This window comes from Bacillus sp. IS1, from assembly GCF_032461585.1.
Taxonomy (GTDB): domain Bacteria; phylum Bacillota; class Bacilli; order Bacillales; family Bacillaceae; genus Bacillus; species Bacillus velezensis.
Genome location: NZ_JAWCWR010000002.1, coordinates 663,846 through 685,316 on the forward strand (window position 1 = coordinate 663,846; position 21,471 = coordinate 685,316).

Below are 21,471 nucleotides of genomic sequence, written 5' to 3' on the forward strand. Positions count from 1 at the left end.
ATTATAAGAAATTTTTCGTTCTTTATAAAATTTAAAATTATAAGGTAAGTGCAGTAAATAAGAGGAAAATCATGATAATGTTCTCTAAAAAGAACTAAATGGCTTAATTTGAAATTTTCAAATTTCGACCTTTTCTTTTATAATCCAATCATTAACAGAAGGGGGCGTTTAAGCCTGATGCAATAAGGATGAGGCTGTAATTACATGAATGAGAATATGAGTTTTAAAGAATTATTTGACATTATTAAACACAGATTTTTACTGATTTTTATCATGACAGCAGTTGTAACGCTGGTGACGGGATACATCCAATTCCGGGTGATTTCGCCCGTTTATCAGTCATCGACCCAAGTGCTCATTCATGAAACAAGCGGTGAAAAAAATTCGAATCTCAGCGACGTTCAGCTGAATCTTCATTACAACAATACGTTTCAAACGATAATGAAAAGCCCGGTTGTGCTTGAGAAAGTGAAGCAGACGCTGCATCTTTCTGAGACGGCATCCGCTTTAAAAGCAAAGATCATGACAAGCAGCGAAACCGATTCAGAGATCATTACCGTAGCGGTGCAGGACGAGAACCCGAAACAGGCCGCCGCTATAGCGAACACGCTGATGAAGACATTTAAAAAAGAAGTCCGTGACAGGATGAATATAAAAGGCGTCATTGTTTTGTCTGAGGCAAAAGCATCGGAAAGCCCGATGGTCAAGCCTTCGCGCATCAGGAATATCATGATGGCGTTCGGTGCGGCTCTCATGGCGGGTGTGACGCTTGCGTTTTTTCTCCATTTTCTTGATGAAACCGTTAAAAGCGAGCGGCAGCTCAGCGAAAAAACAGACTTGCCTGTTTTAGGGGTTGTGTATGACATCAAAAATCAGCAGACACGGTCTGATGAAAAATATTTCGGGGAGTGAGGCGTTTGGGATTCAGAAAAAAGAAATCAAGAAGGGGACTGGCTCAAATATCCGTTTTACATCACAAATCATTGGTGGCTGAACAATACCGCACCATTCGGACAAATATTGAGTTCTCCTCTGTTCAGACCCATTTGCGCTCTATTCTCGTCACTTCTTCCGTTCCGGGAGAAGGAAAATCATTCAGCGCCGCCAACCTTGCCGCGGTATTTGCGCAGCAGGAAAAAAAGGTGCTGCTCGTCGATGCGGATTTACGAAAACCGACGATACACGAGACCTATCAGCTTGAAAATGTACAAGGCCTTACGAATGTGTTAGTCGGAAACGCTTCCCTCGGCGAAACGGTGCAAAAAACGCTGATTGATAACCTTTACGTCTTAACGAGCGGGCCGACGCCGCCGAATCCGGCTGAGCTTTTATCTTCAAAGGCGATGGGAGAGCTGATTCAGGAGATGTACAGCCGGTACAGTCTGGTTATTTTCGATTCACCTCCGCTTTTGGCGGTGGCGGACGGACAGATTTTAGCGAACCAGACAGATGGAAGCGTTCTCGTCGTCTTGAGCGGAAAAACGAAAATGGATACCGTCCAAAAGGCGAGAGACGCGCTCCAGCAGTCAAAGGCAAAGCTTTTGGGGGCGCTGCTGAATAAAAAGAAAATCAAAAAAACGGAGCACTACTCGTATTGAGCGGTGCAGGTGATGTCTCCTTACCTTTATCAACGGAGGCACTCGGCTCTGCTGTGGGCGGCGTTTTCGCTGCCTTAGATGCTGGTCGTCGGTGGCGGGGTGTGAGGACGGGTTAAATGCCCAATTTATCTTAAGATGATGCATTGTTATCGGCTTAGCTGTTATGTCTGTTTTTTTTCGAAAACCGTATCAGCTAAACCGATAAATGAGGAGGGGAAAGATTGACTTACCGGAGAAGACTTTCAATGATTTTTGCATTGGATACGTATCTCGTTTTACTTTCCGTTGTTATAGGATATCAATTTTTTGAGGATTCTTATCACTTTTATGACTCCGGAGCGTTGCTGCTGACTGCCGTGAGCATGCTGATCAGCCATCATGTATGCGCTTTTATGTTTCACCAGTATAAGCAGGTATGGACGTACACGGGAATAGGCGAGCTGCTTGATCTGCTGAAGGGGATCACGCTGTCCGCAGCTGTGACAGCCGCCGTCCAATACGGGGTGTTCCACACGATTTTGTTCCGGCTGTTGGCCGTCAGCTGGATGGTTCAGCTATTGTTCATCGGAGGAAGCCGGATGATTTCACGGGTGCTGAAAGAAACGATCGGCAGGAAGCAAAATGACTCTTCCCGGGCGCTGATCATCGGCGCAGGTGCGGGGGGGACGCTGCTCGTCCGTCAGCTTACCCAGAAAAACGATCTCGGAATCATGCCTGTGGCTTTTATTGATGATGATCAGACGAAGCATAAGCTCGAAATCATGGGCCTGCCCGTCATCGGCGGAAAAGAAAGCATTATGCCGGCGGTGCAGAGGCTGAGAATTCACCATATTATCATCGCCATTCCGTCTCTTTGCACCCATGAGCTTCAGACGTTATACAAAGAATGTGTGCAGACGGGCGCCCATATTAAAATCATGCCGCAATTTGATGAGATCCTGCTCGGAACGCAGGCTGCCGGACACATCAGGGATGTAAAAGCCGAAGATCTGCTCGGCAGAAAGCCGGTCACCCTTGATACGAGCAAAATTTCTGACAGCATCAAGGGAAAAACGATTCTGGTCACGGGCGCCGGCGGCTCAATCGGTTCTGAGATCTGCCGCCAGATCAGCGCGTTTCTTCCGCGGGAAATCGTCCTTCTCGGCCACGGGGAGAACAGCATTCATTCCGTACATACCGAGCTGTCCGCACGCTTCGGCAAAGAGGTGCTCTTTCACGCGGAGATCGCCGATATTCAGGACAGAGATAAAATCTTTACTTTGATGAAAAAATACGAGCCGCACGTCGTCTATCATGCGGCTGCCCATAAACATGTGCCGTTAATGGAACATAATCCGGAAGAAGCCGTTAAAAACAACATCATCGGCACGAAAAATGTCGCCGAAGCCGCCGACATGTGCGGAACGGAAACATTCGTGCTGATTTCTTCTGACAAAGCGGTCAATCCGGCCAATGTCATGGGCGCGACGAAACGGTTTGCGGAAATGGTCATCATGAACCTCGGAAAGATCAGCCGCACCAAATTCGCCGCCGTCCGTTTCGGAAATGTGCTCGGAAGCCGCGGCAGCGTCATTCCGATTTTCAAAAAGCAGATTGAAAAAGGCGGACCCGTCACCGTCACGCACCCGGCGATGACAAGATATTTTATGACGATTCCCGAAGCGTCAAGACTCGTCATTCAGGCGGGGGCGCTTGCAAAAGGGCGGCAGATTTTCGTTCTGGATATGGGAGAACCCGTCAAAATTGTCGATCTGGCAAAAAACCTGATTCATTTATCAGGCTATACGACAGAACAGATTCCCATCGAATTCTCCGGCATCCGTCCGGGAGAAAAGATGTATGAAGAATTGCTGAATCATAATGAAGTACATACGGAGCAGATTTTTCCGAAAATCCATATCGGGAAAGCGGTGGACGGGAATTGGGCCGTGCTCATCCGTTTTATGGAGGAATTCAGCCGTCTGCCTGAAGAAGAGCTGAGAAAAAGGCTGTTTGAGGCGATCGAATCAGTACATGAAGAAGCGGCCGCAGGCGTGTGATGGGAGGACAGAAAGATGACGAAAAAAGTATTATTCTGCGCCACAGTCGATTATCATTTTAAAGCCTTTCATCTTCCGTATTTTCAATGGTTTCAGGATATGGGCTGGGAGGTGCACGTCGCGGCAGGCGGCAATATGAATCTTCCGTTCGTTGATGAAAAGTTTTCCATTCCGATCCGGCGCTCGCCGTTTCATCCCGAAAATCTTTCTGTTTACAGGCGTCTGAAACGGCTCATACAGGACAACGGCTACGACATGATTCACTGTCATACGCCGGTCGGCGGCGTGCTTGCACGCCTTGCGGCGAGACAAGCGCGCCAAAAAGGGACAAAGGTGCTGTACACCGCGCACGGCTTTCACTTCTGCGACGGAGCGCCTCTGAAAAACTGGCTTCTTTATTACCCGATCGAAAAATTTCTTTCTTCTTATACGGATTGTCTGATTACGATTAATGAAGAGGATTACGAACGGGCCAAGCAAATGAAAAAAACAGATTGCGGCGCGAAAAAAATACACGGCATCGGGGTGAATACAGACAGGTTTCGCCCTGTGAGCCGGGAAGAGTGTGAACGTCTGAGAGAAAAACACGGCTTCGGCGCCGGGGAATTTATTCTCGTATACCCCGCTGAATTAAACGGCAATAAAAACCAGGGACTTCTCATTGAGACTGCGGCACTGCTGAAGAACCGCATCCCGGAGCTGAAACTCGTATTTGCCGGAGAAGGCGCGATGGAAGAGCCGTACAGAAAAAAGGCTGAATCACTCGGTGTATCCGACATGGTGCGGTTTTACGGTTTTTGCCGCGATATTCATGAACTGATTCAGCTTGCTGATCTGTCTGTCGCCTCAAGCATCCGCGAAGGACTCGGCATGAATCTGCTTGAAGGAATGGCTGCCGAAAAGCCCGCCGTTGCCGCGGACAACAGGGGGCACCGCGAGATCATCGAAGACGGCGTGAACGGTTTTCTCGTGCCGGCCGGGGACAGCGCGGCGTTTGCCGATCGGATTGAAAAGCTGTACCGCTCCCCGGGGCTGCGAAAAGCAATGGGGCAAAAAGGGCGCAGGACGGCGGAATGTTTTTCAGAAACACGTACGGTAAAGGAAATGGCGCACATTTACGCCGGTTATATGGATAAAAAGGAGAAAAGCGTATGAATGCAGGAGCACAACCGAAAATTTCCGTCATCATGGGAATTTATAATTGCGAAGAGACTTTAGCGGAGAGTATTGAATCCATCCTGAGCCAATCGTATAAGAATTGGGAACTGATCATGTGTGATGACGCGTCAACTGACGGAACGTATCAGATTGCGCGCCGTTACGCGGATCATTACGGCGACCGGATTACGCTGATTCAAAATAAGACAAATCAACGGCTTGCCGCTTCGCTTAACCGCTGTCTGACATACGCAACGGGGGATTATATCGCCAGGCAGGACGGTGATGACATCTCCAACCCGAGGAGACTGGAAAAACAGGCCGCTTTCTTAAACAAGCACGCCCACTATCAAGTCGTAGGCACGGGGATGCTCGTATTTGACGAATTCGGTGTAAGGGGCGCCCGCCTTTTGCCGCCCGTGCCGAAACCGGGAATTATGGCGAAAGGCACACCGTTCTGCCACGGCACCATTATGATGCGGGCTGAAGCGTACAAAGCGCTTGGCGGCTACCGGTCAGTCAGGCGGACGCGGCGGATGGAGGATATCGATTTGTGGCTGCGCTTTTTTGAAGCGGGTTTCCGGGGGTACAATCTCCAAGAAACGCTGTATAAAGTAAGAGAAGACAGTGATGCGTTTAAAAGGAGATCGTTTACGTATTCCATTGATAACGCGGTCCTCGTTTTTCAGGCATGCAGACGGCTGAAGCTGCCGCTTTCCCATTACGCGTATATCGCAAAACCGCTCATCCGCGCCATTACGCCGCCCGCGGTCATGAACCGTTATCATAAAAACAGGGACATCCGCCAAAAAGAAGGGCTTGCCGAACATGACTGACAAACCGATACGGGTGCTGCACATCTTCAGCGGGATGAACAGGGGCGGCGCAGAAACGATGATGATGAATTTGTACCGGAAGATGGACAGAACGAAGGTGCAGTTTGATTTTTTAACCCATAGGAACGATCCGTGCGCTTATGATGAGGAAATTCTCGCTCTCGGCGGACGGCTTTTTTATGTGCCGAGCATCGGCAGCACAAACCCGATTACATTTGTAAAACAGGTCAAGCGGGTGATTCAGGAAAAAGGCCCGTTTGCCGCCGTGCACGCCCATACCGATTTTCAGTCGGGATTCATCGCGCTTGCCGCTCGTTTAGCCGGCGTCCCGGTGCGGATCTGCCATTCGCACAGTACGTCGTGGCGGGGGCGGGCGTCGCGGCTTGCCGGGATGCAGCTGTTTGTTTTCAGACGGCTGATTACGGCAAACGCCACGGCACTGTGCGCCTGCGGAAAAGACGCGGGCCGTTTCTTATTCGGGAAAGAAAAAGACGTGCATCTTTTGCCGAACGGCATTGATCTCGACTTATTTGCCGGCGGGTGCGCGGACACAGAAACTGAAAAAAGGAAGCGGGGCATTGCAGGCGGCCGTTTGGTGATCGGCCATATCGGCCGCTTTACAGAAGAAAAAAACCACGAATTTCTGCTCCGGCTGGCCGCTGATATGAAAGAGCGGGGCATCGGTTTACAGCTGATTCTCGCCGGAGACGGTCCGCTGCGCACTGATATGGAAAATTTGGCGGCGAAGCTGGGGCTTGATGATGATGTGCGTTTTATCGGCATAGAAGAACGCGTTCATGCCCTGCTGAAAACGCTGGATGTATTTGTCATGCCGTCTCTTTATGAAGGGCTGCCCGTCACGCTCGTTGAAGCGCAGGCCTCCGGGGTGCCGTGCGTGATATCAGACGGCATAACGGAAGAAGCCGATGCCGGGCTCGGGCTGGTCAAAAGGCTCAGCCTTAAAGAACCGCCCCGACAATGGGCATCCGCGGTTTTACGGGCAGCAGAGGCGGCAAAGCCTGACGGGGCGCGCATTAAAGAAACCCTCAGACGGCAGGGATATGACGCGGGAGAAAATGCGGGGGCTGTTATGAAGCTTTACAATATGAATTGGAAAAAGGAACAGTAACGAATGATTGTATACGTAGTCAATATGGGAATTGTGTATATTTGGTCATGGTTCGCGAAAATGTGCGGCGGGCGTGATCAATCGCTTTCGACCGGATACCGGCCGAATCAGCTCGTCATGATCGTTCCGCTGCTATCGCTCGTATTGGTCTCCGGCTTGCGCTACAGAGTCGGGACTGATTTTCAGACGTACGCGCTGATGTACAAGCTGGCGGGAAATTACGGCAGCATTTGGGAGATCTTCGGGTTCGGAGCGAAAAAAGCAGCCGTTGATCCGGGGTTTACGGCTCTCATCTGGCTCATGAATTTTATCACGAAAGATCCGCAAATCATGTATTTCACCGTGGCGGTCGTGACGTGCAGCTTTATTTTAAAGGGGCTCGTTGAGTTCGGCCGTCCGTTTGAGCTGAGTGTGTTTTTGTTTTTGGGCACGTATCACTATTATGCTTCCTTTAACGGGATCAGGCAGTATATGGTGGCGGCCGTTTTGTTTTGGGCCGTCCGCTACGTGATCAGCGGAAGCTGGAAGCGTTATATGTCAATCGTGCTGCTGTGTTCGCTTTTTCATTCCTCAGCGCTGATTATGATTCCGGTTTATTTTCTCGTCAGAAAAAGAGCCTGGTCGCCCGCGATTTTCGGACTGTCGGCATTGTTTCTTCTTATGACGTTTCTGTATCAGAAGTTCATTTCGCTGTTTGTCGTCGTGCTGGAAAACAGCTCGTACGGCCATTATGAGAAATGGCTGATGACCAATACGAACGGGATGAACGTCGTAAAAATCGCGGTGCTGCTTCTGCCGCTGTTTTTGGCTTTCTGCTATCGGGAGCGGCTGCGGAAGCTCTGGCCTGACATTGATGTCATCGTGAATTTCTGTCTGCTCGGCCTGCTCTTCGGTCTTTTGGCGACAAAGGATGTTATTTTTGCCCGGTTTAATATATATTTCGGCCTGTACCAAATGATCTTGATCCCTTATTTTGTGAGGATTTTTGATGAAAAATCAAATGCGCTGATTTATATCGCCATTATTGTCTGTTATTTTCTTTACAGTTACTTGCTTATGCCGGTCGATTCGTCTGTGCTTCCGTACAGAACGATTTTTTCCCGGTAATGGACACTGGAGGTTTATATGGAAACACCCGCGGTCAGTTTATTAATTGCTGTGTATAATACGGAAACTTATTTAGAAAGATGCTTAGATTCATTGCTCAATCAGTCGCTCGCCAATATCGAAATCGTGGCCGTTAATGACGGGTCAACGGATCAAAGCCCGGCGATTCTTGAAACCTATCAGAAGCGGGATGAGAGAATCAGGGTCATTCATCAGCAAAACCGGGGGCTCGGCGCGGTCCGCAACAGGGGCATTGAGGCGGCGCGCGGCGAATTTATCGCTTTTATTGATGCGGATGACTGGGTTGAACCTGATTATTGCCTGCGCATGTATAAAAAAGCGAAGGCTGATCAGGCTGATCTCGTGATTTGCGAATATGCGGCCGAGTTTGCGGATACGGGGAAAACCGCCGTTTCAACGATCGCTTCAGCGTACGCGGGCCGCCCGAAACAACGGTACCTGAAAGATTTATTTGAAGGAAGAGTCAGCGGTTTTTCATGGAACAAGCTGTACAAAAGAACCATGATCGAGCATCATCAGCTGCGCTTTCCGCTTCGTGATGAGCTGGAGCATGTGGAGGATCAGTACTACAGCCTCAGGGCGCATGTTTTCGCAGGTGCGGTCTCGTACGTGGATCAGCCGCTCTATCATTACCGGATTCACTTGACTTCCATTGTGCAAAGCTATCAGAAAAAGCTGTTTGACTCAGGTCTCGTTCTCTATCGGCTGAACGAGGCTTTTTTGCGTGAAAACGGCTGCTTACAGGAATACCGGCAGGAGCTGGATTTTTTCATCGTTCAGCACGGAACAGTCTGCCTGCTGAATGAATGGAAGCGGAATAACGGCGGCCGGTTTTCTGAGAAATGGAAGAATATCAGCCGGATATGCGCTGATCCCGTGTTTCGCCTGAGCCTTTCCAAAACCGGAACGGCGCCGTTTGACGCCAAACGCTCATGCCTTCTGCTTTTGGCGAAGCTGAAGCTGATTCCGTTCGTGTCGCTGGCATCAGCCGCGTATCAGCGGGCAATCGAGTACAAAATGAAAATCAGAGGGTGAAGACATGTCGATACAATCTTTAAAAATCAATCTTGCGGAATGGCTGTTGCTTAAGGTCAAATACCCGTCCCAATTTCATTTCGGAACGGCAGCGGATGGGACGGGGCTTACAGCGGCAAGAAAAAAGATCATTCTGACGCTGCTCCCGTCCCACGATAATCTCGGCGATCACGCCATCGCCTACGCAAGCAAAACGTTTCTTGAACGGGAGTATCCCGATTTTGACATTGTCGAGGTGGATATGAAGGATATATACAGATCGGCAAAAGCGCTGATCAAAAAGCGCCACCCCGATGATATGGTATTCATCATCGGCGGCGGGAACATGGGGGATTTGTACCGGTATGAGGAATGGACGCGCCGCTTTATTATCAAAACATTCCGGGAATATCGGATCGTTCAGCTTCCGGCGACGGCTCACTTTTCTGAATCAAAAAAGGGACGGAAGGAACTGAAGCGCGCCCGAAAAGTGTACAATGCGCATCCCGACCTTTTGTTAATGGCGAGAGATGAGACGACGTATCAATGGATGAAGCGTCATTTTCCCGGAAAAACAGTGCTCAAACAGCCTGACATGGTCTTATATTTGGATAAAAGCGAGCGGCGCACCCCGCGGGAAGGGATCTACCTCTGTTTACGGGAGGATAAGGAGAGTGCGCTGACGGCTGAGGACAGAACGACGGTAAAAGAAGCTTTGGCAAAAGAGTACGGAGAGCTGCATTCCTTTACCACGACGGTCGGCCGGAGGGTCAGCCGCCATACACGTGAAAAGGAGCTGGAAGCGCTTTGGAATACGCTGAAAGGCGCGGAAGCCGTCGTCACTGACAGGCTTCACGGGATGATTTTTTGTGCGCTGACGAAAACGCCTTGTGTCGTCATTCGTTCGTTTGATCATAAGGTGATGGAAGGCTATCAATGGCTGAAAAACATACCGAACATGACATTGCTTGAACGTCCAGACCCTGAAGCTGTAACGTCCGCCGTAAACCGGCTGCTCAGCGGCAAGCATGAGGAAGGCGGTTCATTGCGAAGTGTTTATTTTGCCGGGCTGCGCTCGAAAATCAGCGGTGATGCCCGATGACCGCGCCGCTTGTGAGCGTGATCGTGCCGATGTATAAGACAGAGCCTTTTATTAAAGAATGCGCGGTTTCTTTAACAAAACAGACGCTGAGAGACATCGAAATCATTTTCGTCAATGACGGTTCACCGGATCAGTCAGGCCGGATTGCCGAACAATTCGCCGCAGAAGATGCGAGAATCCGGGTGATTCATAAAGAAAACGGCGGCCTCAGCTCGGCCCGCAATGCCGGAATAAAAGCCGCCCGCGGCCGTTATATCGGTTTTGCGGACGGCGATGACTATGTGACGGAAACGATGTTCGAGCGGCTTTATGAAGAAGCAGAGAAGAACCGGCTGGATATCGCCGGCTGCGGTTATTATAAGGAAACGCCGTCTAAAGAAAGAACATATATGCCGCCGTCCATTCCGGCGGGCCGCGTCTTCACAGCGGATGAAATGACTGCATTGCTGATACGTGCGCACGAACATCGGTTTATTTGGTATGTGTGGCGCTATATATACCGGAGAGAAGCATTGCAAGGACTGTTGTTCCATGAAGATATCCGGTTTGCCGAGGACTCTCCGTTTAACTTGGCAGCGTTCCGCCAAGCCGCGCGTGTCAAAGTGATAGACGAAGGGCTGTATATCTACCGGGAAAATCCGCAAAGTCTTACAGAAACACTGTTTAAGCCCCACTTAGATCAAGAACTGCAAAAGCAATATGCAGCGAAAATGGCTTTTTATGAGGAAAACGGGCTGACGGACGCCTGCCGGAGCGATATTGATACATATTTGTGCAAGCATCAGATTCCGATGCTGATCGCCAACGCATGCGCCGCCCCGCAGCCGTCACATCAGATTACGGCGCATATCGGCAGAATCTTAACGTATGACATGGTAAAAACGGCGGTGCGCAGGACGCCGTGCCGCCATAAACAGCTGCTGGCGGGGGAGCGCGTGGTGCTCGGCCTGTGCAAAATGCGCCTTCCTCTTCTTCTGCATGCGTTTTTCGAACGGAAATCGAAAGAGAAAGGCAGTGCGGAAGGAGCATGAAATTTGCCATTAATTTCGGCGCCAATGTGACGGCGTTTTTACTATCGGTGTTTTTATCAGTGTGGATGACGCCCTTTATTGTGAAAACATTAGGTGTGGAGGCTTTTGGGTTTGTCCATCTGACACAGAATATCATTAACTATTTCTCTATTATTACCGTTGCGCTGAGCTCTGTCGTTGTGAGGTTTTTCTCCGTCGCCGCCCATAGGGGGAACAGGGACGAGGCCAATGCGTATGTAAGCAATTATTTAGCCGCGTCTGTCGTGATATCTCTATTGCTCGCTGTGCCGCTCGCCGGGACGGCTTTTTTTATTGACAAGATTATGAATGTACCGGCCGGGCTCTTAACGGATGTGAGGCTCTCTATCGTAATCGGCAGCGTGCTGTTTATGCTGACGTTTTTTATGGCGGGGTTCGCGACGGGGCCGTTTTTTGCCAACAAGCTTTATATCACAAGTTCCATTCAGGCCGTGCAAATGCTGGTCAGGGTGCTGTGTGTGCTCGCTCTGTTTACGTGCCTGCCTCCGAAAATCTGGCAGATCCAGCTTTCGGCATTAGCGGGAGCTGTCTGTGCGGCCGTGCTGACTTTTTTCTTCTTTAAGAAATTGATTCCTTGGTTTTCTTTCAGCCGTAAAACCTTGTCATTACAGACGAGCAAAGTGCTGTTTTCGGCCGGTGCCTGGAGTTCTGTCAACCAGATCGGCGTGCTGCTGTTTCTGCAGATTGACCTCATGACGGCCAACCTCGTGCTGGGGCCGTCTGAAGCGGGTGTCTATGCGGCGATTATTCAATTCCCGCTCCTGCTCAGAAGTCTTGCCGGGACGCTTGCTTCACTGTTTGCGCCGGTTTTGACTTCCTACTATTCAAAAGGCGATATGGAAGGTCTCCTGTCTTACGCCAATAAGGCCGTGCGGCTGAACGGGCTTCTGCTCGCGCTTCCCGCCGCATTATTAGGAGGGCTTGCCGAACCGTTTCTGGCGATTTGGCTGGGCCCGTCGTTTGTGCAGACGGCGCCGCTTTTATACATTCACGCCGCGTACTTGGCGGTCAGTCTCTCTGTCATGCCGCTTTTTTACGTATGGACGGCTTTTAATAAACAAAAAACGCCCGCCGTCGTTACTTTATGTTTAGGCGGACTGAATGTCATATTGGCCGTGGTTCTCAGCGGACCGGCACATCTCGGGCTGTACGGCATCACCATCGCCGGTGCAGTCTCGCTCATTTTGAAAAATGCCGTCTTCACGCCGCTGTATGTTTCGCATATTACCGGTTTTCAGAAAACCGCGTTTTACAAAGGCATGTTCGGCCCGTTGGCGGCGGCCGTATTTGCCTGGGCTGTCTGCCGGGGTATCCGGCTGTTTTCACCGCTTGACAGCTGGGCCGGCCTGATCGCTATGGGGCTTGCCGTATGCATGAGCTATGCCGCATTCGCTTTTTTCTTCATTTGTACGAAAGAAGAAAGGCGGCTTGCTTTACAGAAATGCCGAAAAGTGAAAGGAGCTGTTCAGATTTGAAGGCGAAACGTGTATTTGATATAGCGGCCGCGGTGTTGTTATTGTGCGGCGCAAGCGTCATCCTTCTCTTCGCCATGGCCGCCGTCAGATGCGCCATCGGGTCTCCGGTATTGTTCAAACAGACGAGACCGGGGCATAACGGGCGTCCGTTTACGTTGTATAAACTCAGGACGATGACGGATGCGCGTGATGAAAACGGTGTACTGCTTCCGGATCATCTCCGTCTGACCAAAACGGGAAGGCTGATCAGAAAACTGAGCATCGATGAGCTTCCCCAGCTTTTTAATGTGCTCAAAGGAGATATCAGTCTTGTCGGCCCCCGCCCTTTGCTGATGGATTATCTGCCGCTTTACACGGCGGAGCAGGCGCGGCGGCACGAGGTGAAGCCGGGGATTACGGGCTGGGCGCAGATTAACGGGAGAAACGCGATTTCATGGGAGGAAAAATTCAAGCTCGACGTGTGGTACGTCGACAACCGCACATTTCTTCTCGACTTAAAGATTCTGCTTTTAACAGTGAAAAAAGTTCTCGTGTCAGAAGGCATACATCAAGCCGGCCATGTGACGGCAAAGCGCTTCACAGGCAGCGGAGATATGTCATCGTGAAAAAGGTCGTGCTGATCGGAAACGGCGGACACGGAAAAGTCGTGAAGGAAATCGTGCAGGCCCGTTCCGATATGGAGCTTGCGGGCATATTGGATGACGGATTCAGCGGTTTTGCCGTTCGGAACGGTTTATATACGGGCCGGACGAAAGACGTGCACATGCTTCGGAAACTCGTCCCCGAGGCCGTGTTCACGATATGCATCGGCCGCAACGGCGTCAGAAAGCAGTTCGCTGAAACGCTTGGGCTTGAAGATGACGATTATGCCGCACTCATTCACCCCGGGGCGATCGTCAGTGAAACGGCTTCCGTCGGACACGGAACGGTTGTGATGGCGGGCGCCGTCATTCAGGCGGGCGCTGACATCGGCGCCCATTGCATCATCAATACGGGCGCGGTTGCCGATCATGACAATGCAATCGGAGATTACGTCCATCTTTCACCGCGCGCGGCGCTTGCCGGCGGAGTGAAAGTCGGGGAAGGAACGCACATCGGAATCGGCGCGTCCGTCATACCGCAGATTGACATCGGCCCTTGGTCCGTTATCGGGGCAGGGGCTGCGGTCATCAGCCGAATTCCCGGCCATGTGACGGCGGTCGGCGTTCCGGCCCGCGTCATCTCCCCTATCCATAATGAAAAAGGATGATTTCATGCAAACAAACAAACGGATTTATTTGTCTCCGCCTCATATGAGCGGAAAAGAACAGGAATACATCGCAGAAGCCTTCCGATCCAATTGGATTGCCCCGCTCGGTCCGCTCGTCAATTCGTTTGAAGCGCGGCTCGCGGAATATGCGGGAGTGAAAAGCGCGGCGGCCGTAAGCTCGGGAACGGCCGCCATCCATCTTGCCCTGCGGCTTGCGGGTGTGAAAAAAGGAGACGCTGTATTTTGTCCTTCCTTTACGTTTGTCGCCACGGCGAATCCGATTGTGTATGAGCAGGCTGAGCCCGTTTTTATTGATTCGGAATGGGAGACGTGGAATATGTCGCCTGATGCGCTTGAGCGGGCGCTGCGGGATGCAAAACGGCGCGGCAGACTCCCGAAAGCGGTGATCGCCGTCAATCTTTACGGCCAAAGCGCGAAAATGGATGAATTAATGAGCCTTTGTGACGCATACGGCGTCTGTCTGATTGAAGACGCTGCCGAGTCCTTAGGATCAACATATAAAGGCAGGCAGAGCGGCACGTTCGGCCGTTTCGGCATATATTCCTTTAACGGCAACAAAATCATTACAACATCGGGAGGCGGCATGCTCGTGTCTGACGATGAAGCCGCGATTGAAAAAGCGAGGTTTCTTGCGTCACAGGCGAGAGATGCCGCCGTTCATTACCAGCACAGCGAGCTCGGTTATAACTACAGGCTCAGCAACATTCTCGCGGGCGTGGGGATATCGCAGCTGGAAGTGCTTGAAGATCGCGTCCGGGCGAGGAGAGAAATCTTTCACAGGTATCGGGAAGCGCTGGAAACGTATCCGGGCATCCGCATGATGCCGGAGCTTGAAGGAACGGTTTCAAACCGCTGGCTGACGGCTCTGACGCTTGATAACGGTGTGACGCCGGAAGAAGCCGTCGCCTGTCTTGCGGAACAGAATATTGAGGCCCGGCCGCTGTGGAAACCGCTGCATACGCAGCCGCTTTTCTCATCTTCCGTCTTTTATCCTCACAGCGAACATGAGCGTGTCTCTGAGAACCTTTTCAGCCGGGGCATCTGTCTGCCGTCCGGGTCTGACTTGTGTTCTGAGGATCAGCAGCGTGTCATTGACGCACTTGCGCAACTGTTTGAAACGAAAGGGGAGAAAACATGGACAGCCGCCATGTTATGAGCCGATTAAAAGAAACGCTGACGGGTCTGCTCAGCGTTATACCGCCGCAATCTGACATCATATATGCCGACTATCCCCTCTATGGAAATGTTGGGGATTTATTGATAATGAAAGGGACGGAGGCGTTTTTTAAAGCACACGGCATCCGCGTGAAACAGCGCTGGAATCCCGACAATTTTCCATTCGGGCGCCGGGCGGACAAAAAGACGATCATCGTCTGTCAGGGTGGCGGAAATTTCGGGGATCTCTATCCGTACTATCAGACGTTCAGGGAAAAAATCGTCAAATCCTTTCCGGAAAACAGGATCGTCATCCTGCCGCAATCCATTTATTATCAGGATGAGACACGGCTTGGGAAGACATCGGCGCTTTTTGCGGGGCACAAGGATCTCCACCTGTTTACGAGAGATCGTGTGTCATACGAGACCGCGAAACGCTTTTTTTCGGCGAATCATATCGGGCTTATGCCTGATATGGCCCATCAGCTGTATCCGATCGCGGCGTCAGCGGCTCCATCACGCGGCAGGCTTCATTTTAGCCGCACGGATGGGGAAATCAATCCGAAGCTGCAAAACAATCCTTCCGTTAAAAGCTGCGACTGGCAGGATGTGCTGTCAGCAAGCGACCGCAGGGGAATCGCTTTTTTCCAAACACTGAATGTTTTGAATAAAAAAGCGGGAAACCCGCTGCCGATTGCGCGGTTTTGGAAACGCTATTCCGATTTCTTGACGAAAAAAGCGGTTCTGTTTTTCAGCAGGTACGAATCGGTGGAAACGTCAAGGCTTCACGGCCACATTCTGTCCTCGCTTCTCGGGAAACCGAATACCGTCATTGATAATTCATACGGGAAAAACGCCAACTATTATCACACCTGGATGCACGAAGCGCCGGACGTCCGTCTGATCGGGGAAACCGCCGGCACGAAGGAAAACCTTCCGCTTTGAATAAGCGGAAGGTTTATTTTGTTTCTCCGCGTTTTACTTTGTTGTACGCCTCATCCAAATGCTGAATTCTTTTGAGCACAACCGAGTTTTTCGTCAGCTGATCCTGAACAAGGGTTGAGACGACGGAGCGGTAATAGCTGTTCATCGCATGAATTCGGTCTTCATTCGGATTCATTTCAATGTGCTGTGTAAAGTTTTCAATAAAATAAGGAACAGAAAAAAGTTCTGACATCTATAAAGCAACTCCTTTTAATAAGTATATACGGTATGAAACCAATCATGTACAATGAAAAAAGGGGAGTGAGCATGATGGATATCAAACTTCAGCAAACACAAATGTTAAAGCCTCAATTAACGCAAGAGCTTAAACAGGCTATCACATTACTCGGATACAATTCCGCGGAACTGGCCGGATATATTGATGAGCTCTCACTGGAAAACCCTCTGATTGAACGAAAGGAAACAGACACGCCGCCACTATCTTACCATAAAACAAATAAAAACAGGATGAAAGAACGGGACGGAAGCCAGCAGATCAGACATACCCGCAAAACGCTGCAGGATTCGCTCAAACAGCAAGCCTTAGACATGAAGCTGTCCGATGATGAGAAAAAGATTTTCAATTATCTGATACATTCATTGGACTCAAACGGATATTTAAAAGAGGACATACCAGCTGCCGCCGACCATGTATCCGCTTCACAAGAGGAGACGGAAGCGGTTCTGAAAAAGCTTCAATCCCTTGAGCCCGCGGGAATCGGCGCCCGGTCTTTGCAGGAATGCATCCTTCTTCAGCTCCGCCGTCTTCCTGAGCGGAACGAACAGGCGGAATGGATTGCCGAAGCCTATTTTGAGCTATTTGCAAGAAAGAACTGGAAAGCGCTTACAACAAAAACGGGCATTCCGCTTAAAGACATTCAGGACATCGCTGACATGATCAGCGCCCTTGATCCGAGGCCGGGGCTCCGTTATGCGCATGAGGAGCCGGGTTTTTACGTGGAACCGGATATTTTCATCACAGTGAAAAACGGCATCATTCAAGCGCGGCTCAACAGCCGTTCGTTTCCTGACATCCAGCTTCATACCCATTATCAGCCGCTCTTGTCAGCTGCCGGGTGCCGTGACACGAAAAATTATCTGTCGGCAAAATATCAGGAATGGCGCTGGCTGAACCGGGCTTTGTCGCAAAGAAAACAAACGATCACGAGAATTATCGGCGTCCTGACTGAACGGCAGGAATCCTTTTTTCTCACAGGAAAAAGCGGAATGCAGCCGCTGACCTTAAGAGAGGTGGCGGAAACGCTGGAGCTCCACGAATCAACGATCAGCCGGGCCATCAAAGGGAAGTACGTTCAGACGCCGTACGGACTGTATGAAATGAAAACATTTTTCTCGGCGAAAGCTGAATCATCGGGGGACGGCGGCGCCTCCAATTATGCCGTAAAAGCGCATCTGGAGGAATTGGTCCATAAAGAAGATAAAAAGAAACCTTTTTCAGACCAAAAGCTTGCCGATCTGCTGCATGAACAATATGACATCCGAATCTCAAGGCGCACCGTCGCCAAATACCGTGACCAATTAAATATTCCGCCGTCATCGGCGAGAAAACGGTACAGCTGAAACCTCCCCGAGCCAAACCCCGGGGAGGTTCTCCGTGTTACGGGATCATCCATGAAAACAGATGATGCTGTAAAAATGTAATGAGACAGACGAGCAGAAGCAAAAACAGACTGTGCTTAATCGTAAAGCGGAAAAGATCGGCTTCCTTGCCCGCCAGACCGACAGCGGCACAGGCAACCGCAATGGATTGCGGAGAAATCATTTTTCCGGTGACACCGCCCGATGAATTGGCGGCGACGGAGAGAACCGGGTCCATCCCAACAGAGAGCGCCGTTACCTTTTGCAATCCGCCGAACAATAGGTTGGCCGACGTATCAGAGCCGGTAATAAATACGCCGAGCCAGCCGAGCACCGGCGAAAAAAAGGTAAACATCGCGCCTGTCATGGCAAGCGCAAGACCGAGTGTCGTGCTCATGCCGGAAGCATTCGTCACATAAGCAAAGCCGACAACAGAAACAATGGTGACGACCGGAAGCGTTAACTCTTTCACCGTCTCTATAAACGCTTCGCCCCATGTCTTCCACGACATGCCGAGGGCGAACTTGGAGATGACGGCGGCAATCAGAATCGCCGTTCCCGCTGAACCGAAAAGCTCAAGTTTGTACACGGCTTCAATCGGCGTGCCGTCCGCCTGAAGAATCTGCTGATTTACAAATGGTACGGGAGGCGTGAAGGTCAATGCACGCCCGGCTGCATTCAGCCAGGAAAGCCACATTGACGTTCCTTCGTAATGACCGGTTAAGGCAGCCTTCACGCCGGGAATCCCCCAGACGGATATCATGGCCGTCAGAAGAAGGAAAGGAGACCACGCTTTAAACACCGCGGCGCCCCCGTACTTGATCGGCGCCCGGTCAGCGGCCGCTGCTGATTCCCGTTCTGCCGCGAAACGAAAGGCCGTTTTCGGTTTCCAAAATTTCAAAAACACAGCGAGCGCGGCCATGGAAACAAGCGCCGACAGCACATCCGGCAGCTCAGGCCCTAAAAAATTCGAGCTTGCGTACTGCACGGCCGCAAAGGAGACGCCGGAAACAAGAATGGCCGGCCATATCTCAAAAGCCTTTTTAAACCCGCTCATCAAAATGATTAAGTAAAGCGGAATAAAGACGGATAAAAACGGAAGCTGCCGGCCGACCATTTGAGAAATTTCCATTGCCGGTATCCCGGTCGGACCTTCGACAGCGGTAATCGGAATGCCGATCGCACCGAAGGCAACGGGCGCCGTATTGGCAATCAGGCAAATCCCCGCCGCATACAGCGGCTGAAAACCAAGTCCGACGAGCAAAGCGGCCGAGATCGCGACGGGAGCGCCGAAACCGGCGGCGCCTTCTAAAAACGCCCCGAATGAAAAGGCGATGAGCAGCGCCTGCAAACGCCGATCATCTGTAATTGAGAGCACCGAACTCCGGATAATCTCAAACTGTCCCGTTTTCACGGTGATTTTATACAGAAAGACCGATGTGACGATAATCCAGCCGATCGGAAGCAGCCCGTACACCGCTCCCTGAGAAGCGGACATCACCGCTTTTTCCGCCGGCATGCCGTAAACAAATACAGCGATTAAAAGTGAAACGGCTAACGTGAAAAGCCCCGCGATGTACCCCTTCATCCGTTTCACCGCAAGCGCCCAAAAAAAGAAGATAATCGGCACGAGCGCGCAAGCTGCCGATAAAAGCAAATTTCCCCCTAAAGGAGCGTACCCCTGTGTCCATTGCATCCCTAAAAAACCCCTCCTTATGTCATGTAAGCGATTACTTTTTATGATAAGGTCATCTGATGACCGGGTTAATTAGCATTATATTTTGAAAGTTTTGAAAGTACAATACTTTTCTTGAACAAATTGTCTGAACCTGTCGGCGGTGCGAAAAAAGAAGTATAATAGACGATAAACATCAAGATTCACAAGTGACGGGGTGATCGCGTTGAAATATAAACAAATTAAAACGAAAAAAATCTACGAAGAAGTCGCTGACGCATTGCTGGAGAAGATAAAAGCGGGCGAGCTTAAGCCGGGTGAAAAGCTTGATTCCGTTCAGGCGCTTTCTGAGAGTTTTCAGGTCAGCCGCTCGGCGGTCAGAGAAGCGCTGTCGGCTTTGAAAGCGATGGGGCTCGTCGACATGAAGCAGGGAGAAGGCACATACATAAGAGAATTTGAGCCGTCTCATGTTTCCCAGCCGCTTTCTTCCGCCCTCTTGATGAAAAAAGAGGACGTCAAACAGCTGCTCGAAGTCAGAAAGCTGCTTGAACTCGGCGTCGCCGCCATGGCCGCTGAAAAACGCACCGAAGACGATTTACAAAAAATCCGCCAAGCTCTCCTGGAGATGAAAGGCATTGACGGAGACGAAGAATTGGGCGAAAAAGCGGATTTCTCCTTTCACATGGCGCTGGCGGAAGCATCACAAAACGGGCTGCTCAAGCATCTCATGAATCATGTCTCCGCGCTCCTTTTGGAAACAATGAGAGAAACGAGAAAAATTTGGCTGTTTTCTAAACGAACGAGCGTGCAGCGATTGTATGAAGAGCATGAACGCATTTACAGCGCCGTCGCCGCCGGAGACGCGGATGAAGCGGAAGCGGCGATGACGGCGCATCTGACGAATGTGGAAGAAGTGCTGGGGGCTTATTTTGAAGAAAATGTATAGAAGCTGACTTGTGAAAGGGGATAACATCACATGCAGGCCGAATCTTTTTTTTCTGACCATGTAAAGAAAGCTCTGACAAACGATCCTCCCGGGGAATGGATGCCGGCAGTTCCGAAAGCGTGCATCCCCCTGCATTCCGGCTATCCCGATCCCGCACTCGTTCCTGATAAGGAGCTGAAAGAAGCCGCCGCCCACCTTCTGGATGAGGAGCGCGATCTGCCGCTGCATTATATGGGAAGCCCGAGGACGGCCGTTTTAAAAAAGCAGATTCAAGAACGGTTAGCCACCCGCGGCATTCACTGTCGGGACGATGAGCTGCTCGTGACGTCAGGCGCCTGTCAGGCGATAGATCTGGCAGCCCGGGTTTTCCTCGATGAACAAACCGCCGCTGCCGTTGAAGCTCCGGTCTATATGGAAGCGCTCGAGATTTTTAAAAATTACACACCGCATATCATGAGCATTCCGACAGATCAAGAGGGCCTGCAAACAGAAACATTAGCGTTCATGCTTGAGGAAAGAAAACGAAAAGGGCTTCTGATTCCCCGTCTTCTCTACACGATACCCGCTTTTCAGAATCCTGCGGGAACCGTAATGTCAGCGAAGCGGAGAACCCGCCTGCTTCAACTTGCCGAAGCGTATGATTTTCTCATCTTGGAGGATGATGCATACGGTGAGCTCGGATTCACTGATATTCCGCCGCCTTTGAAAGCTATGGATCAAAACGGCCGGGTGCTGTACGCCGGTTCATTATCAAAAGTCATCGCCCCGGGTATGAGGATCGGCTGGATTGCAGGGGACGCCGCATTCATCACGGCATTGTCATGGTTAAAAAAAGACTTAGGCCACCCGTTTTCCCAAGCGGTGACCGCCGTCTATCTGGAACAAACGAATGTGGAAGAACGGCTCGCCGCCTTGCGGGAAGCATATCGAAGCAAACGTGACGTTTTGCTCGCCGCATCAGCGCGATATCTTCCGGAATCCGCATCCTGGCACGTGCCTGAAGGCGGTTACTTTGTATGGGTGAAAGCGCCTGGGGCGGATACATCCGCACTGCTGGCGCAGGCTCTGTCTCACGGCGTTTCCTATGTCCCCGGAAAATATTTTTTTCTGCATCAGGAAGACGGTGCGGAATATCTTCGCCTGTCGTTCAGTTATGCCGGTAAAGCCGCGATAAAAGAGGGTGTGCAAAAACTGGGACGCCTGCTGGAAAACGGGATGTAGAGAAGCTTGAGGAGCTTTCGGGCTTCTCTTTTTTTGTCCCCTTCAGCGCATCGGACGAAAGGATTTTTCAGA

General features: G+C 50.8%; 20 protein-coding genes. 18 read left to right on the forward strand and 2 right to left on the reverse strand.

Annotation, left to right across the window (positions count from 1 at the left end; all coding sequences use genetic code 11):
• Positions 1-204: 204 nt before the first annotated feature.
• From RUW00_RS11420 to RUW00_RS11490, 15 genes are all read left to right on the forward strand, one after another.
• A complete protein-coding gene (locus RUW00_RS11420) occupies positions 205-912 on the forward strand; it encodes a YveK family protein (protein WP_280144645.1) in 708 nt (235 codons plus the stop codon).
• A 5-nt stretch (positions 913-917) separates the two neighbouring features.
• Positions 918-1,598 (forward strand): protein tyrosine kinase EpsB, encoded by a 681-nt coding sequence (epsB, locus tag RUW00_RS11425; RefSeq protein ID WP_007407393.1) that lies wholly within the window; start codon positions 918-920, stop codon positions 1,596-1,598.
• 221 nt (positions 1,599-1,819) lie between these two features.
• On the forward strand, positions 1,820-3,637 hold the full coding sequence (locus RUW00_RS11430) for a polysaccharide biosynthesis protein (protein ID WP_021495233.1): 1,818 nt from the start codon (positions 1,820-1,822) through the stop codon (positions 3,635-3,637).
• 15 nt (positions 3,638-3,652) lie between these two features.
• Positions 3,653-4,792: a glycosyltransferase family 4 protein gene (locus tag RUW00_RS11435; RefSeq protein ID WP_280144644.1), complete on the forward strand. Its 1,140-nt coding sequence runs from the start codon at positions 3,653-3,655 to the stop codon at positions 4,790-4,792.
• Positions 4,789-5,631 (forward strand): glycosyltransferase EpsE, encoded by an 843-nt coding sequence (epsE, locus tag RUW00_RS11440; protein ID WP_012118512.1) that lies wholly within the window; start codon positions 4,789-4,791, stop codon positions 5,629-5,631. The genes RUW00_RS11435 and epsE overlap by 4 nt, the downstream gene beginning before the upstream one ends.
• A complete protein-coding gene (locus RUW00_RS11445; protein ID WP_280144643.1) occupies positions 5,624-6,760 on the forward strand; it encodes a glycosyltransferase family 1 protein in 1,137 nt (378 codons plus the stop codon). The genes epsE and RUW00_RS11445 overlap by 8 nt, the downstream gene beginning before the upstream one ends.
• A gap of 3 nt (positions 6,761-6,763) precedes the next feature.
• Entirely contained in the window at positions 6,764-7,867 is a 1,104-nt protein-coding gene (gene epsG, locus RUW00_RS11450) for a biofilm exopolysaccharide biosynthesis protein EpsG (protein ID WP_007613926.1), read from the forward strand.
• An 18-nt stretch (positions 7,868-7,885) separates the two neighbouring features.
• Positions 7,886-8,923, forward strand: a complete 1,038-nt coding sequence (locus RUW00_RS11455) for a glycosyltransferase family 2 protein (RefSeq protein ID WP_280144642.1) — start codon at positions 7,886-7,888, stop codon at positions 8,921-8,923.
• 4 nt (positions 8,924-8,927) lie between these two features.
• Positions 8,928-10,004: a polysaccharide pyruvyl transferase family protein gene (locus RUW00_RS11460; protein WP_280144641.1), complete on the forward strand. Its 1,077-nt coding sequence runs from the start codon at positions 8,928-8,930 to the stop codon at positions 10,002-10,004.
• A complete protein-coding gene (locus RUW00_RS11465) occupies positions 10,001-11,035 on the forward strand; it encodes a glycosyltransferase (protein ID WP_280144640.1) in 1,035 nt (344 codons plus the stop codon). The genes RUW00_RS11460 and RUW00_RS11465 overlap by 4 nt, the downstream gene beginning before the upstream one ends.
• A complete protein-coding gene (locus RUW00_RS11470) occupies positions 11,032-12,549 on the forward strand; it encodes an MATE family efflux transporter (protein ID WP_280144639.1) in 1,518 nt (505 codons plus the stop codon). Before RUW00_RS11465 ends, RUW00_RS11470 begins: the two co-directional genes overlap by 4 nt.
• Complete coding sequence (locus RUW00_RS11475) at positions 12,546-13,154, forward strand: sugar transferase (protein WP_007407383.1); 609 nt, start codon at positions 12,546-12,548, stop codon at positions 13,152-13,154. The genes RUW00_RS11470 and RUW00_RS11475 overlap by 4 nt, the downstream gene beginning before the upstream one ends.
• Positions 13,151-13,798, forward strand: coding sequence for an acetyltransferase (locus RUW00_RS11480; RefSeq protein ID WP_233662446.1), 648 nt, complete (start codon positions 13,151-13,153; stop codon positions 13,796-13,798). The genes RUW00_RS11475 and RUW00_RS11480 overlap by 4 nt, the downstream gene beginning before the upstream one ends.
• Before the next feature lie 4 nt (positions 13,799-13,802).
• The gene (locus RUW00_RS11485) at positions 13,803-14,975 is read left to right on the forward strand and encodes an aminotransferase class I/II-fold pyridoxal phosphate-dependent enzyme (protein WP_014418926.1); all 1,173 of its coding nucleotides are present in this window, start codon (positions 13,803-13,805) and stop codon (positions 14,973-14,975) included.
• On the forward strand, positions 14,954-15,919 hold the full coding sequence (locus RUW00_RS11490; RefSeq protein ID WP_021495228.1) for a polysaccharide pyruvyl transferase family protein: 966 nt from the start codon (positions 14,954-14,956) through the stop codon (positions 15,917-15,919). Before RUW00_RS11485 ends, RUW00_RS11490 begins: the two co-directional genes overlap by 22 nt.
• Before the next feature lie 13 nt (positions 15,920-15,932).
• Here RUW00_RS11490 and yvfG read toward each other — a convergent pair whose 3' ends face one another.
• Positions 15,933-16,151, reverse strand: coding sequence for a protein YvfG (gene yvfG / locus RUW00_RS11495; protein WP_003151570.1), 219 nt, complete (start codon positions 16,149-16,151; stop codon positions 15,933-15,935).
• Positions 16,152-16,228: 77 nt separating this feature from the next.
• On the opposite strand from yvfG, the gene rpoN reads away from it, so the two are divergent.
• The gene (rpoN, locus tag RUW00_RS11500; protein ID WP_031304540.1) at positions 16,229-17,539 is read left to right on the forward strand and encodes an RNA polymerase factor sigma-54; all 1,311 of its coding nucleotides are present in this window, start codon (positions 16,229-16,231) and stop codon (positions 17,537-17,539) included.
• A gap of 37 nt (positions 17,540-17,576) precedes the next feature.
• Here the strand turns inward: rpoN and lutP are convergent, their stop codons facing one another.
• Positions 17,577-19,253, reverse strand: a complete 1,677-nt coding sequence (gene lutP / locus RUW00_RS11505; RefSeq protein ID WP_021495226.1) for an L-lactate permease LutP — start codon at positions 19,251-19,253, stop codon at positions 17,577-17,579.
• A 205-nt stretch (positions 19,254-19,458) separates the two neighbouring features.
• On the opposite strand from lutP, the gene lutR reads away from it, so the two are divergent.
• Positions 19,459-20,178, forward strand: coding sequence for an L-lactate utilization/bacilysin biosynthesis transcriptional regulator LutR (gene lutR / locus RUW00_RS11510; protein ID WP_021495225.1), 720 nt, complete (start codon positions 19,459-19,461; stop codon positions 20,176-20,178).
• 30 nt (positions 20,179-20,208) lie between these two features.
• Positions 20,209-21,399, forward strand: coding sequence for an aminotransferase-like domain-containing protein (locus RUW00_RS11515; RefSeq protein WP_257988628.1), 1,191 nt, complete (start codon positions 20,209-20,211; stop codon positions 21,397-21,399).
• Positions 21,400-21,471 lie beyond the last annotated feature (72 nt).